This window comes from Halococcus sp. AFM35, from assembly GCF_051195015.1.
GTDB lineage: Archaea > Halobacteriota > Halobacteria > Halobacteriales > Halococcaceae > Halococcus.
On the sequence record NZ_JBNTJU010000006.1, the window covers coordinates 1 to 14,142 of the forward strand.

The following is a 14,142-nucleotide window of genomic DNA, read 5'->3' on the forward strand; positions in this document are numbered from 1 at the left end:
CTGTTTCCTGCCTGTGCTTCGGCGAGCACCTCACCCGTCGTGGGGTCGCGCGTCTCGAAGGTCTCGCCCGAGGCACTTTCGACCCACTCGCCGCCGATGTAGAGTTTGTCCGGTTCGTCGGCAAGCAGTTCCTCGCGCGCCTCGCGGTGGCGCTCTCTGATCTCGTCGCGGCTCTCGTCGGTCACCGCTGGTTCGGTTGACATACACACCCTCGTTTGAGACCACGAGGTAAAAAGCAATCGTGACACCAACATCGTAGCCAGCCACAGTACGCCTCGAAACGCATTGTTGTGCTAGGCAAGAAACCGTTCGTCGAGCCGGAAAACAGTACTACGAAGTCTCGGACACTTCCATCTGAGTGTCGCTCGGTTCGGGTGGGGTCCCGATTTCCAGAATGTCCTCGACCGCGAGTAGCCAGACGAACAGCGCCGACACCCACGCGAACACGCCGGCAACCAGACCGAAGATACCGTTTGCGAGCACGAAGTTCAAACCCGCAAAGACGACGAGCAAGAACAGCGCGACGAACGCACCTCGGATTGGCCATCCCATTCCGTTTTTGAAGGCTGGAATGGCGAGCAGGGCGATGGGAATGAGAAGAACCAAGAAGTACGTTGCCAGCGTCGGCGGTGTAACCAATCCCAACACGCTACCCAGGGTTTCGAGCAAGAACAGCCCGAGTAACCAGATGCCGAACGTGGTAACGATGGTTCCGATGTATGTCTCTCCTCGTGCGAGTTCCCAGAGTCCTCCAACGGTCTCACCGACCGCTGCGACGAAAATGGCGAACGCCAGCGCGCCTGCTGCGGCGGGCGTAACGAGAAGCTCGACCCCCAACACGGCGAGTGAGTACCCGAACAGTAGTAAGGGGAAGATACCAGGGTTGACTGAATCGTCTCGTGACATGGCTTGTGTACCCACACCACCCCACATATCGGGCACTATTAAACCTATTGGTGAACGAAGAACGGGTGACTATCGCCCGTCGGTCGATGGTGCTGTTGTGAAGCCCCCGATTCGTTGTATAGCCTCCTTGCTGACTCAGCTTGAGAACCGCAGTTGAAGTCGAAAAGCTAGTCCTGCCGGATACAGCGAAGAGACAGTTCGTACGTCCAGCAGTTACCGGATTCGTATTCGTCCGCTCAGTCGCCCGCGGATTGCTCGGCCTGCTCGGCCGCTTCCTGTTCGCGCTCGCGGAGCTTGATGCGCTGAATCTTGCCGGTTTCGGTCCGCGGCAACTCATCGACGAACTCGATTTCGCGCGGGTACTTGTACGGCGCAAGCGTGTTCTTCACGTGGTCCTGTAGCTCGTCAACCAGCTCTGCGCCCGTGTCAGCGCCCTCGCTCGGGACGACGAACGCCTTGACGATTGTTCCTCGGTCCTCGTCCGGCGACCCGACGACGGCGACCTCCCCCACGGACTCGTGTTCTTCGAGTACTGCCTCGACCTCCGGCCCGGGGATGTTGTACCCGCTCGAAATGATGAGGTCGTCACGGCGGGACTTGTACTCGAATCTCCCGTCCTCGCGGTGGACGAAGATGTCTCCGGGCAGGCTCCAGCCGTCGGCCACGACCTCGTCCTGTTTGTCGGGGCGGTTCCAGTAGGTCATGCCGGTCGGCCCGCGGACCGCGAGCAGGCCGGCCTCCCCCCGAGGAAGTTCCTCGCCGGTATCGGGGTCGATGACTTTACACTCGTAGCCCGGCACGGCAAATCCCGTCGCATCCGGTGCGACCTCCTCGTCGTGACGATGGCTGACGAAGATGTGGAGCATCTCCGTCGTGCCGATACCGTCCAGAATCTTCATGTCGTACTCCTCCTCGAAGCGCTCGTAGGTCGTCGGCGTGAGCGGCTCGCCCGCGCTCGCCCCGACACGAAGCGAGGAGACGTCGTACTTCTCGGGTCCGTCCGGATGCTTCGAGAGGATCTGGTTGTACGCCGTTGGAATCGACGAGAAGACGGTGATGCCATGCTTGTCGATGGCCTCCAGCAACGTCTCCGGTGTCGCGTCCTCGACGAGGCTCACGCTCGCACCGAAGCGCAGCGGGAACGTGACGAGCGCGCCGTACCCGTACGCGAACGGTAGCGGCGGATTCCCGCCGAAGACGTCCTTCTCCGTGGGTTCGAGGCAGTAACGAGCATACGTGTCCGCCGTCGCAAGCAGCTGCCGGTGGGTGTGGAACGTTCCCTTCGGCTGACCGGTCGTCCCGGAGGTGTAGAGCATCAACGCGAGGTCGTCGCGCTCGGTCTCGTACGCATCGAGTTCGTCACTCGCTTCCTCCACGAGTTCGTCGTAGCTGTGATGGTCGTGTTCGACGCCCGTGCGCTCGACGACGACCACCTCTTCGACCGTTTCGAGGTCGGGAAGCGCGTTTTCGATCTCGTCGAGGAGGTCGTCATAGACGATGGCAACGGTCGCCTCCGCATCATTGAGGATGTAGGTGAGTTCCTTCGCCCGGAGCAGTTTCATCGATGGTAGCGCGACGGCACCGATCTTCTGAACCGCGAGACAGGAAACGACTGCCTCGGGCCGATTCGAAAAGCGCACGAGCACGCGGTCGCCCGGCCCGACCCCGAGGTCGAGCAAGGCGTTGCCGAGACGGTTGACCCGTTCTTGGAGTTCGGCGTAGGGTATCGTCTCGTCCCCAAAGTGGATGGCGGCGTTGTCGCCGCGGCCCGCTGCGACGTGGCGGTCCACGAGTTCCGTGGCGACGTTCACTTGCGGGAGATAGTGGACTTCCGGCACCGAATGAACGAACTCCGGGGTTTCACCGTCCCCGGGTAGGCGTTCCTGTGGGAGATGTTCTTGCATACACAGGGTACTCATAGTTCATAGATATATGTTTTTCGGTGGCGAACGCGCGATCCCGGCTCAGTGCGTCCAGAAGCCCTCGGGGTCGAACGTTCGGACGAGGTCGAGTTCCTTGCCCGAGGGCTCTGACGTTCGTTCGACCTCATCCCCGCCGACATCGACGGCGGTCTGGAGATCCCACGGGAAGTCATCGTGGATGTCATCGACCGCGACGCCGGGATGCACAGTCCGAAGGTAGAGTTCGCCGTCCCCGTCGAAGCCGAACGTTGCCTTCGAGGTGACGAGCGCGGACGGACCGCCGCCGGGGAGTTCGTTCTCCTGTCGCCAGTCTCCACCGGAGCCGTGTCCCGGACTCGTGTTGTAGTGAACCGACTCGACGAACCGCCGGGGTTCGTGGGCCATCAAGATGACCGTCCGTCCGGACATACAGGCGATATCGCACGCACCGCCGCTTCCCGGCAGTCGAATCTCGCGGTCGCCAGCGCTCATCCGCGTCGTGTTGAGGTTCCCATACCTATCGATTTCGGCCCCGCCGAGGAATCCCACGTCAACGTCGCCGCGCTGGAGACGGCTCATGATATCTATCATTCCAGTCGTCGAGACGGCGCGGTTGAGGTTCGGCAGGTCACACATCGTGTGGAGGAAGCCGTCGGCGGGGTCGTCACGGACGACGCCGCTCTCATAGACCGCCATCGCGTTCGGCGCGTGCGTGCTCACCGCGAGTTGGAACGCGATGAGCGGCAGGCGCATCCCGACGAACGCCGTGTCGCCGTCCTCGATTTCGGCGGCCGCGGCGCTCACCATGAGTTCGCGGTCGGTGTACTCCCGCTCGGTGTTCTCACTGGCCATAGGTCACCTCCGCGGCGACCGTGGGCTCGGTAATCTCCGGAATCCCATCGAGCAGTTCGAGATAGTCCGAACGGTCGGCGACGCCGTGAACCCACTGCTCGGCCCAGTCGTCGTAGTCGTCCAGCGTTTTCGTCCACTCGTGATAGTCGAGGTAGTAGTCGTTGTCCCGGTCGTAACGGCCGGCCAGCGGCGAGGGATGTGCGCCGTAGGGGCACTCCACGACGGCGGCGACCTGCTCGCGGGTTGCGAACACTCTGCTGGGGTCGCTTTTGATTAGTTCTGGCTCGACGACCTCTTCGGCGACGACGAGGACGTTCTCGGCGGCTCCAACGGCAGGCTCCATCACACCTGAACTGCCCCAGAAGTGTGCGTCGCCGTACGGGTCCGCGCGCTGGACGTGGATGATGGTCCAGTCCGGTTCGATGGCCGGCACCAACACGAGTTGGTCGCCCGAAAACGGGTCCTCAGCCTCGCGGAACAGGTCACTTTCGACGAGTATATCGCTGCCGTGGAGCGAGCGCGTCGGGAGATACGGAACGCCCATCTTTGCCGCTTGTAACGCGAGCGCGATGGAGAAATTCGAGTGATTCTCCGTTGCGATTTCGTCGTTTTCGACGGCTTCGCGGAACCGATAGCCCGTTCCGGCGCTGACGTTGCCAACCCACGCCGCCCGGACGCGCTCTGCGAGACCGGCTCCGACGAGTTGGTCGAACAGGAGATCACTGATGGGGCCGATGAGCGTGAGGTCGTCGGTTCCCTGTCGGATGAGTTCGTGACCGGCCGCGAACGGAATCGCATGTTCGAGCGCGAGTCCCGCAGCAATCGAATCTCCGGACTCGATGCGCCCGATTGCGTCGGCCATCGTCGTGGTCTTCGAACGTGGCATGCAGTCGGTTCCGACACGGGTGACTGTATAAAGTGTTACTCCGGACCGCGTGTTCCTGTTGTCCTTCGTCACCGCCGGAAGAGCTATGTTCATGCCGGTGGATGCCGTGGACACATGATTAGAACGTTCCGGGAGCACACCCCTCTGGTTCCCGACTCGGCGTTCATCTCGGAGATGGCCTATCTGGTCGGCGACGTGACCCTCGGCGAGCGGACGAGCGTGTGGCCGTTCTGCTGTCTCCGTGGTGACTTCGAACCGACGACCGTCGGCGACGAGACGAACGTTCAAGAGTTCACGATGCTCCACGGAGCCGACATCGGCTCGCGCGTGAGTATCGGCCACGGCGTCGTCGTGGACGAAGCAATCGTCGGCGACGAAACCCTGATTGGGATATCGAGTGCGGTGCTCGGGGATGCAGTCGTCGGCTCGAACTGCATCGTCGCCGCGGGGGCGCTGGTTCGGGAGGGACAAGAGATTCCCGACGGGCACATCGCCTACGGCGTCCCGGCGGAAACCCAGCCACTCACCGACGACCACCGGGAGCTGATTTCATGGATCTGTGACGAGTATCTCGGAATGATGGAGCAGTACAAATCCCACGACGGACTGGCCGCGCGTGATTCATCGCCAACTGCGCCGGCTAACCACGGCGGACAGAGCCAATGAGTACAGCCGAGCGGTATCACGAGCACGTTCGGGTAGAGTGGCCGAGCGAAAGCGCACGTGTGGCGTGGCTCGTCATGGAGTCGGACGACAGACCGAGCAATTCGTTCACGCCATCGATGGTCGATGCGATGACCGAAGCAGTCGAAACTATCAATGGGGAAGTAGATGCGGTGGTGCTGTACGGGGAAGGACAGTTCTCGGTCGGTGCCGACCTCGGGATGGTGCGCGATGCGCCGGCCGAGATGCGTCCAGCCGTCATCAACAATATTGCTACAGCATCAAATCGATTCATCCGTGCGCTCCGTCTGCTCGATGCGCCAGTGGTCGCGGCTGTGTACGGGACTGCCGCTGGCGGTGGCTTCGGATTCGCGCTTTCCTGTGACCTCATCGCACTGCACGCGGATGCAACCCTCGATACTGCATATGCTCGCATCGGATTGACGCCCGACAACGCATCGCCGTATTTTCTCACACAGACCGTCGGTCCGTACCGTGCACGTGAACTGTTCTTCGACCCAGAAGCGCTCTCCGCCGAGGAGGCGAGTGCTCTCGGATTGACGAACGTCGTCTTCGATGGCGAACCGGACGACTTTCGTAAACGAGTGAGTGAGTACGTGGCCGGCTTCACGCAGTATCCGACGGGCGTCCACGCACGGACGAAGTCCCTCGTCGACACCGCGCTCGAATCCGGATTGACCGAGCATCTCGAACACGAGCGTGACGCCATCAAGCGCATCAGCGATTCGGCGGCGTTCGACGAAGGACTGTCAGCGTTCTTCGAGAACCGCCGCCCCGAGTGGTGAGATGACTGACGATAGCTGTGACGGAAATCTAGAGCGGTGGGTCAGCCGACGTTGCGCTCTGCGTCCTCCCAGTACTCCTCGCGCAGTTCGTACTTCTGAATCTTTCCCGTGGCGGTCTGCGGGAGGGCGTCGCGGAACTCCACGCTTGTCGGGCACTTGTAGCCCGCGAGATGCTCGCGCGTGAACTCGATGAGTCCCTCTTCAGTGAGATTTGAGTCTTCGTGTGTGACCACCAGCGCCTTCGGCGTCTCGCCCCATCTCTCGTCGGGAACGGCGATGACCGCCGCGACTCGTACAGCAGGATGGTCGTAAATCACGTCTTGGACTTCGATGGAAGAGATGTTCTCGCCACCGCTGATGATGACGTCCTTTTTCCTGTCCACGACAGTGAGCATGTGGTTTTCGTCCATCGTGGCGATGTCGCCGGTGTGAAACCAGCCGTCGGCGCGGTCGTGGAAGGCTCTCTCGGTTGCTTCGGGTTTGTTCCAGTAGCGGTCGAGCATCTGGTTGCCGCGGGCGACCACCTCGCCTTTGGTTTCGTCGTCGAGCGGAACGTCCTCGCCGTCTTCGTTCACGACTCGAACTTCCGTGTTCAGCGTGGCGAATCCGGGCTTGTTGACGATATCGTATTTGTCCCCCTGTTCGATTTTGCGTTTCGAATTGCTGGTGGTCACAATCGGGCCCGTTTCCGTGAGTCCATAGGCATGGAGGGTTCGCCAGCCGAGCTCGTCCTCGACGCGCCTGATGGTCTGTTTCGGCGGTGGACTGGCGGCGACCTCAACGCGAACGGGCTTTTCTCCCGATGTCGGTACATCGGCGTCCTCGTAGTATTCGAGCAGCATATTCAACACGGTGGGTGCGCCGCCGAGAAAGGACACGTCGCATTCACTGACCCGCTCGAACACTGATTCCGGGTCGAACTGGCGTTGGATGACGTGTGTCCCACCAATTCCAGTCAATCCATAGATATGTCCCCAACCGTTGATGTGGAACATCGGAGAGGTCCAGAGGAGGGTATCGTCGTCTTCGAACTCCATGTGGTGGGCGTGGAGCAGTGCGTGGTAGTGCTGAATTCGGTGGGTGTGGACGACGCCCTTCGGGTCGCCGGTCGTCCCGCTGGTGTAGAGGATGGTCGCGTCGTCGGTTTCGCTGAGGTCCGGTCGGTCGGGTTGGTCGGGTGAGGACTCCGCGAGAACGGTCTCGTAGTCGTCCCACCAATCCGCAACATCCTCAGTATCGTATGCGACCCAATGCTCGACGGATGTCTCACCGCGGAGCGGTTGAACCTTCTCTGCGTACTCATAATCTGCGATGAGTACCCTCGGAGACGAGTCAGTGAGTAGGTACTCGTACTCGCCGGGCTGAAGCCGAAAATTCAGGGGCACGAACAGCGCGCCCAGTTGCATCGTCGCGTACAGCGTCTCGATGAAGTAATGAGAATTTGGCGACAGCAGCGCCACGCGGTCGCCCTTCTCGATACCCCACTCGTGGAGCGCGTTCGAGAGGCGATTGATTCGCTCACCGAGTTCCGCATAGGTATATTCGGTGCCATCGTCAGCAACGACGCCGGTGTCGTCGCCGTACAGTTCGACTGCTCTGTCCAGATAATCGGTCGTGAGTAGGGGTCGATGCATGAGTGGATTTTGGTTTGTCAGGGTCGTACACTGGATTGAAACGACCCATGCGACCTGCCTTCTGATACGACTACACATACCACTGTTTACCGCTCAATTTAATCTTTCGGTGAGCGGAGAATCACGGTCGCTTCCCGAAGATGTTCGTCGCACGCCAGAAGACGACCTCCTCGCCGTTTTGGTTGTGAGCGGTCAGTTCGTTCTCGACGTATCCGCGGTCGTCCCGACTCTCCGATTCGCGCTTGTCGGTGATCTCGTTGCGAACGGTTATCGTATCGCCCGGACGGACCGGCGCTCGCCACCGGAGTTCGTCGAGTCCGAACGACCCCATGCTCGCCGCGTCGTTCAGGAATCCATCCACCAGCAGTCGCATACAGACGCTGGCGGTGTACCAGCCACTGGCGATGATACCATCGTGAATCGACTCGCGTGCCGCCGCCTCGCTGACGTGGATGGGCTGGGGGTCGTATCGCTCTGCGAATGCCATGAGTTCGTCCTCTGGTGCGCGATAGCTTCCGAGGTCCCGGACCTCGCCTACCTCGATGTCTTCGTAGTGGAGTTTCGCCATACTGTGTAGTGAGGCTCGGCGGCAATACCAAAAACCTGTAGTTCCTACATGGAAGACGAACGGCACGAAAGTCCTTGCCGAGCCGAGTGAAACAGCATGAGAATTACGGCATCCAGGCAAATGTGTTTGCATATAACCAATCGACTCGTAGTTGGTGGGTACTCCACTATCGCGTTCAGGGACTGGTGATTCACGGCACCATCCGCGAGGGAAGAACCTGCCGCCGAAAGTGATTACAACACCTTCTGCGTAGTGTCGGTATGACACACGACGAGCTGTTCGACCCGGTGTCCATCGCAGCCACTGTCCACCTGGGGTTTGGGAACTGAAATGTTCGAACACGAGTGGACAGTTCGGTTTTCGGATACTGATCCGTTCGGTATCGCCTTCTATCCGGATATCGTGAACACTGTCCACGAGACCGCAGACGTGTTCATGCAGGACATCGGATTCCCTCTCTGGGAGCTGTCACAGGACCACGGTATCGGACTTCCCATCGCCGAAATCGACCTCTCGTTTTCTCAACCGCTGCGAGCGGGCGATGTTGTTCGTATCACCCTGACGACCGAGGTCGGTCGTCAGAGCGTTCGCTTCGATTACGTCGGCGAATGCGATGGGGTGAAAGCGTTCTCCGGGTTCGAACAGCGCGTCTGCGTGCCTGTCGGCGGCGATAGTGCTATCGAACTCCCCGAGGACCTCCGCACGGCGATGGAGCGGGGTGGGGACGGCTGAGCGATGTCTCCAGCCGGTCGCTGTGGCCGACCAACCTGAAGTGGGCGAGAGATCGACCGGAATCCCCACCTTTACTAGCTCCCATCGCTATCACGAGGTATGACCGATGCATATATCATCGGGGCTGGACAGTCCGATTTCGGCTCCTTTCCGGGGGAGTCCTATCGGTCGCTGTTCGATGCCGCGTTCGACGAGGCGGTAGACAGTATCGACGCCGACTTCGACACCGAAAAAATCGACGAGGCGTTTTTGGGGACGCTCGGCGTCGGCGGCCGCCAACTCGGCCTAAGCGGTCCCGCCGTCACCGAACACCTCGGACTCCACGGGGTGGCGACGACGCGCGTCGAGAACGCCTGTGCCGCCTCGGGATACGCGCTCAGAAACGCCGCCATGGCTGTGCGCGCCGGCATGGCCGACGTGGCGCTGGCGGGCGGCTACGAGGTGATGACCGACATGAGCGGCGACCACACGAAGTGGTGGCTCGGCGTCTCCGGCGAGACCGAGTGGGAACGGCTCTCGGGCACCACATTTGCGGGCGTCTATGCCCAGATGGCGAGTGCGTACCTACAGGAATTCGACGCCACCGTCGAGGACCTCTCCCGGGTCGCGGTGAAGAACCACGGCAATGGAGCGAAGAACCCCCACGCACAGCTCGGCTTCGAGTGTACGCTCGACGAGGCGGTGAACGCACCCGACGTAGCCGCCCCCCTAAATCTCTATCACTGCTGTCCGACGACCGACGGCGCGAGCGCGGTGCTGGTCGCCAACGAGAGGGTCGCCCGCGAGCTATCCGACGCGCCGATTCGTGTCGCGGGCGCGGGTGCGGCGAGCGGGCAGGTCGGACTGTTCCAGCGCGACTCGCTCACCAGTATCCCGGCCACTCGAACTGCGGCCGAGCGGGCCTACGAGGAGGCCGGCGTCGGTCCCGCGGACCTCGATATCGCGGAGGTCCACGACTGCTTCGCCATCGCGGAACTGCTCGCCTACGAGGACCTCGGGTTCTGTGACCGTGGCGAGGCCGCCCGCTTGCTCCGCGAGGGTGCTACCGACCCCGAAGGACGGCTCCCGGTGAACACCTCCGGAGGGCTGAAATCGAAGGGCCATCCCATCGGAGCGACGGGAACGGGACAGGTCGTCGAGATGTTCGACCAACTCCGTGGCGAGGCACACGTCCAGGTGGATGACGCTCGCGTCGGTCTCACTCACAACGTCGGCGGCTCCGGCGGTGGCGTGGCGGTTCACGTCTTCGAGCGCGAGGGGGGAGCGACATGAGCGCCGACCGCGGCATCGTCTCGACCGGCGTGTACGTCCCCCGCCAGCGTCTCGACAGCGAGGAAATCGAAAGCGCGTGGGACACGTCGCCGCCAGTCTCGCGAGTAGCCGTTCCGGTCGCCGACGAGGACGCCATCACGATGACGGTCGCGGCCGCACGTGACGCGCTCGAAGACGCCGCCGTGGACCCCTCGACTGTGCGCCACCTCGCCATCGGCACGACGACGCCACCGCTTGAGGAGGAAGCGCTCGCGCCGCGTGCCGCCGATGCCCTCGGTCTGGACGACCCCCGACTCCTCTCAGCGACGCAGAGCACCGTCGCCGGCGCTGACGTGCTCCTCGCGGCCGCCGAGACCGATGGTCCGGCCCTCGCTGTCGTCGCCGATACTCCCCAGAGCGATCCGGACGAAATCGGTCGTCGTCTCGGCGCGGGCGCGGCGGCGTTCCTGTTCGACACCGATGGTGCAATCGTTCTCGACGACGCCACGACGCGCTCGCGGGACGCGCCGGGACTCAGGTTCCGCGAGCGCGGCAGCGACAACGTGGCCGAACTCGACATCACGACCTACGAACGCGACACCACCCGCGCCCTCGTGTCCGGTGCAATCGAGGCGCTCGATGGAGACGCGAGCGCCGCAAACGCCGCCGTGTTGCATCAGCCCACGCCGGACATTCCACATCGTATCGCCCGCGCGCTCCCGCTCGACGGCGAGGTCATCGAGCGCGGAAGCGTCGTGGACGATATCGGTGACGCGGGAGCGGCGACGCCGGCCATCGGCCTGCTCGCCGCGTTGGATGCCTGCGAGTCCGGCGACACCACCATCGCAGGTTTTTTCGGAAGCGGTTCGACCGCCGTTGCGCTATCCTTCGAGTCGCGGCGGGAAATCGAAACGGGCGTCGCCGCCGCGCTCGACGATGGCGAACTCGTTTCGTATCCGGACGCACTCCGCGAGCGCGGAACGCTCGGCGAGCCGGCGGTCGCGGGCGGTGGCGCACACGTGAGCCTCCCCTCGTGGCAGCGGACCCTTCCCCAGCGCTATCACCTCATTGCAGGGAAATGTCCCGACTGTGACGCGGTTTCCTTCCCCCCTGAAGGAGCGTGTGGGAACTGTCGCAAGCGCGTCGAATTCCAGCGTTTCGAACTCCCGTCGACGGGTGAAATCGTCGCCAAAACCGTCATCGGGCAGGGCGGTGCGCCGCCGGAGTTCGTTTCCCAACAGCACCGGGATGGACCCTTCGCCGTCGCAATCGTCGAAATCGTCGTAGAGGGTGAATCGGTGCGTCTGCCAGCCCAACTCACCGACTGCGACCCACAGAAACCAGCCGTGGGCGACGCCGTGACCGCGACCTTCCGTCGTATCTACGAAATCGAGGGCGTCACGCGCTACGGACTGAAGTTCACGCCCGAGTAGCGGTCGTTCGGCTGAATGTGGCGCTCAGTCCGCGGACAGTGCCTCACGGATGCACTCCGCGAACGCGACTGGTTCGCCGTCCGCATCGAAACAGCCGTACTCCGTTACCCCTTCGATCAATGCTCGTCCCTCCTGTTCGAACGTGTGCGCGACGAGAACCCTCTCTTTCGAAATATCGACGACCTCCGCGTTCACAGTGAGGACCGTCCCGTAGGAGACGGGCGCATTGAAACTCCACTCCCATCGCCGGAGTCGGAAGGGGTGTCGATTGTCGTCGATTGCAGGGAGCGAGACGCCCTGTCCGTCGAGATATCGCTCCAGCGCGATGGTGGCAAACCGAGGATACTCCTCGAAGTAGGCCAGCGCCGACCCCTCGATGAGCGGCCGACGAATCTCGAACGAATCGCTGTACGTTGGGTCGGCGTTGCCCGGCTGTTCAGCACCGAACTCGAACCCGAGACCCTCGGTATCAGTAGTGGCGTCTTCGCTCGCCCGCGTCCGTACAGCCTCCGGAAGTGGCTTTGCAGTTCCATCAGGGCTAATGGTGACATGGGTAATGCGACTATCGCCGTATGATTCGCCCGTGCCGTCGAGAAACTCGTAGCGGAGAACCATACGATGCTCGCCGACCTGAAGTGGGGTCGTCTCGACAGCGATACGGTCGCCGACACCGGGATATCGGTCGATGCGTGTCTGGACAGAGACAGGTGCGTAGGGGATTTCATCGGCAACAAGTAACTGTTCGAACGAATAGTCGATAGCCGAAGCGAATTCCTGCGTCGAGAGTAGCTGCCAATCAAAGAATACAGACCCCTGAACGAGTGGGCCGGCGAGCTCGCCGAAGCGGACAGCACGTGTATCGAGTGTGCGCATACGAACTGCATCCTCACTGGCCCGATATAATGATTGTGAATGGGATGTCATCAACGAGTCGCGCGATTCGCGGCCTAGCGATTTCTGAAATATATCTCTTGGAGGGTCATGGCCTTCGTGTCATTCCGAGATGAAACGGCGATATCAGTCCCTGACCGATATTTCAGTATAGCGGATTAAAGTTTATAGATTCGGCATATGACAATCACGCTTTCACGAGAGCTCGTAGATATGTTCGAGATAGCGCTCACGAACACGGTCTCCCCAGTTGTGAGTGTAGGTGTCGATGATATCGTCGGCGACGTCGCCACGGAGATACTTCACGACGCCGCGGTCGCCGGTGCGGTCGCGGAGATGTGTCGTGAAGAAGTGCCGAAAGTAGTGCGGCGTGACGTTTTCGGCCGCATCGCCACCCGAGTGGTACCATCCCATCGAGCGGGCGTATTTCGTGACGAGCGAGCGCACCATCGGTGGTGTGAGACGCTCACCCCAGCCGTCCCTCGTGCTGAGAAATAGCGGCTCGGCAGCCGAAATGGTGTTCGGACGAACAGCAAGCCACCGGTAGAGCGCGTGACGAAGCTCTGTATCGACGGGAACGACCGTCGGACGCCGTCGTTTGTTCGATGCGTGGCGTCTCTCGCCGTTGACCACGCTACCGCGATTCACGTCGCTTGCGACATACAACGAATCTGCGCGTCCGCTCAACTGGCCGCGAGTGCCGAGCGGATACACCGCTTCGAGGTCCTCTGCATCGAGTGTGAGGTCCCGCAGGTCGAGGTTACAGAGTTCGCCGACGCGCATGCCCGTTTTCAGCAGCAGTACGACCACCCCTCGGTCGAGTGGGTGGACGATCTGTCCCACGAACTCGCGCATAGCAGTTAGCGAAACTTCTCGCCGTTGCGGGTCCTTCTCGATGGTTTCGTCCATCTCCTCGACGACGAGCGCCATTGGATTCGATTCGAACGCCTCGACCTGCATCATGTAGGCATAGAACCGATGCAGATAGGATGCGTAGGTCGCCACCGTACTTTGGCTGTGTGCGTCCCGAAGCGAGTGAACCCACGCCATGCACTCGCGCTGGCCCGCCTCGGCGGGCGTGAGCGCGCGCTCGCTTGGGCATCGAGGCCCATCAAGGAACGTCTCGAATCTCCGGAGAACACGCTCGTAGGCCTCGCGCGTGCGCTCCGAGCGACCGTGGTACTCGAGGTCCTCGACGAAGTACGCAATCGCGTCGTCGGTCGCCTCAGCGGTCATCTTCCTGGATGGTGTACCCTCCGTGCCGACCGCTGTAGCGGATGCGGTTCCCGCGTTGGAGGCATTGAAGAGTATTTTCGAGCCGCTCCTCGATATCGTCGGTGAGCGCTTCGACGAGTTCGTCCCACGAACAGTAGTCGTCGTCGAGAACGTCGAACACACGGTCTTCGAGGTCGTCGACCCTTGGGGTTTCGTCCTCAGTATCGGCTTCCGCCGCTTCATCGCCGAGGTCGAAATCGCGCCGGCCAGCCTGTATCATCAGCCGTACGAACTCGCTTTGGCTCATTTCCAGCTCGTCGGCGTGTTCGCGCCACCGCTCTTTTTGGTGTGCTGGAACGTACGTTTTGACGACTTTCCGTTCGGTATCGCTCTCGCCCATCCTC

Annotated in this window: 14 protein-coding genes and 1 pseudogene; 5 read left to right on the top strand and 10 right to left on the bottom strand. The window is 61.7% G+C overall.

Annotated elements, in window-relative coordinates; translation table 11 throughout:
- The 5 genes and pseudogenes from ACQUQO_RS06285 to ACQUQO_RS06305 all read right to left on the bottom strand — a co-directional run.
- Positions 1–203 (bottom strand): annotated as a pseudogene (locus tag ACQUQO_RS06285) (betaine-aldehyde dehydrogenase); the annotation flags it as partial.
- A 127-nt stretch (positions 204–330) separates the two neighbouring features.
- Positions 331–906 (bottom strand): hypothetical protein, encoded by a 576-nt coding sequence (locus tag ACQUQO_RS06290; protein WP_435077118.1) that lies wholly within the window; start codon positions 904–906, stop codon positions 331–333.
- A 236-nt stretch (positions 907–1,142) separates the two neighbouring features.
- Positions 1,143–2,810: an acyl-CoA synthetase gene (locus ACQUQO_RS06295; protein ID WP_435077119.1), complete on the bottom strand. Its 1,668-nt coding sequence runs from the start codon at positions 2,808–2,810 to the stop codon at positions 1,143–1,145.
- A 60-nt stretch (positions 2,811–2,870) separates the two neighbouring features.
- Positions 2,871–3,659, bottom strand: coding sequence for a CoA-transferase subunit beta (locus tag ACQUQO_RS06300; RefSeq protein ID WP_435077120.1), 789 nt, complete (start codon positions 3,657–3,659; stop codon positions 2,871–2,873).
- The gene (locus ACQUQO_RS06305) at positions 3,649–4,545 is read right to left on the bottom strand and encodes a CoA transferase subunit A (protein WP_435077121.1); all 897 of its coding nucleotides are present in this window, start codon (positions 4,543–4,545) and stop codon (positions 3,649–3,651) included. The genes ACQUQO_RS06300 and ACQUQO_RS06305 overlap by 11 nt, the downstream gene beginning before the upstream one ends.
- A gap of 114 nt (positions 4,546–4,659) precedes the next feature.
- On the opposite strand from ACQUQO_RS06305, the gene ACQUQO_RS06310 reads away from it, so the two are divergent.
- On the top strand, positions 4,660–5,211 hold the full coding sequence (locus ACQUQO_RS06310; RefSeq protein WP_435077122.1) for a gamma carbonic anhydrase family protein: 552 nt from the start codon (positions 4,660–4,662) through the stop codon (positions 5,209–5,211).
- Complete coding sequence (locus ACQUQO_RS06315; RefSeq protein WP_435077123.1) at positions 5,208–6,014, top strand: enoyl-CoA hydratase/isomerase family protein; 807 nt, start codon at positions 5,208–5,210, stop codon at positions 6,012–6,014. The genes ACQUQO_RS06310 and ACQUQO_RS06315 overlap by 4 nt, the downstream gene beginning before the upstream one ends.
- A gap of 41 nt (positions 6,015–6,055) precedes the next feature.
- Here the strand turns inward: ACQUQO_RS06315 and ACQUQO_RS06320 are convergent, their stop codons facing one another.
- Both ACQUQO_RS06320 and ACQUQO_RS06325 read right to left on the bottom strand, forming a co-directional pair.
- A complete protein-coding gene (locus ACQUQO_RS06320; RefSeq protein WP_435077124.1) occupies positions 6,056–7,648 on the bottom strand; it encodes a long-chain-fatty-acid--CoA ligase in 1,593 nt (530 codons plus the stop codon).
- Between the two features lie 121 nt (positions 7,649–7,769).
- The gene (locus ACQUQO_RS06325) at positions 7,770–8,216 is read right to left on the bottom strand and encodes a MaoC family dehydratase (RefSeq protein ID WP_435077125.1); all 447 of its coding nucleotides are present in this window, start codon (positions 8,214–8,216) and stop codon (positions 7,770–7,772) included.
- Between the two features lie 330 nt (positions 8,217–8,546).
- Between ACQUQO_RS06325 and ACQUQO_RS06330 the strand changes: the two genes are divergently transcribed.
- The 3 genes from ACQUQO_RS06330 (at position 8,547) to ACQUQO_RS06340 (ending at position 11,632) form a co-directional block, all read left to right on the top strand.
- Complete coding sequence (locus ACQUQO_RS06330; RefSeq protein ID WP_435077126.1) at positions 8,547–8,948, top strand: acyl-CoA thioesterase; 402 nt, start codon at positions 8,547–8,549, stop codon at positions 8,946–8,948.
- A 99-nt stretch (positions 8,949–9,047) separates the two neighbouring features.
- Positions 9,048–10,220, top strand: a complete 1,173-nt coding sequence (locus ACQUQO_RS06335) for a thiolase domain-containing protein (protein ID WP_435077127.1) — start codon at positions 9,048–9,050, stop codon at positions 10,218–10,220.
- Entirely contained in the window at positions 10,217–11,632 is a 1,416-nt protein-coding gene (locus ACQUQO_RS06340) for a zinc ribbon domain-containing protein (protein WP_435077128.1), read from the top strand. The genes ACQUQO_RS06335 and ACQUQO_RS06340 overlap by 4 nt, the downstream gene beginning before the upstream one ends.
- Positions 11,633–11,656: 24 nt before the next feature.
- Here ACQUQO_RS06340 and ACQUQO_RS06345 read toward each other — a convergent pair whose 3' ends face one another.
- The 3 genes from ACQUQO_RS06345 to ACQUQO_RS06355 form a co-directional block, all read right to left on the bottom strand.
- Positions 11,657–12,505 carry an acyl-CoA thioesterase gene (locus ACQUQO_RS06345; protein ID WP_435077129.1) on the bottom strand — a complete coding sequence of 283 codons (849 nt, stop codon included), beginning with the start codon at positions 12,503–12,505 and terminating at the stop codon, positions 11,657–11,659.
- Between the two features lie 213 nt (positions 12,506–12,718).
- A complete protein-coding gene (locus ACQUQO_RS06350; protein ID WP_435077130.1) occupies positions 12,719–13,759 on the bottom strand; it encodes a tyrosine-type recombinase/integrase in 1,041 nt (346 codons plus the stop codon).
- Positions 13,749–14,138 (bottom strand): DUF5805 domain-containing protein, encoded by a 390-nt coding sequence (locus tag ACQUQO_RS06355; protein WP_435077132.1) that lies wholly within the window; start codon positions 14,136–14,138, stop codon positions 13,749–13,751. Before ACQUQO_RS06355 ends, ACQUQO_RS06350 begins: the two co-directional genes overlap by 11 nt.
- Positions 14,139–14,142 lie beyond the last annotated feature (4 nt).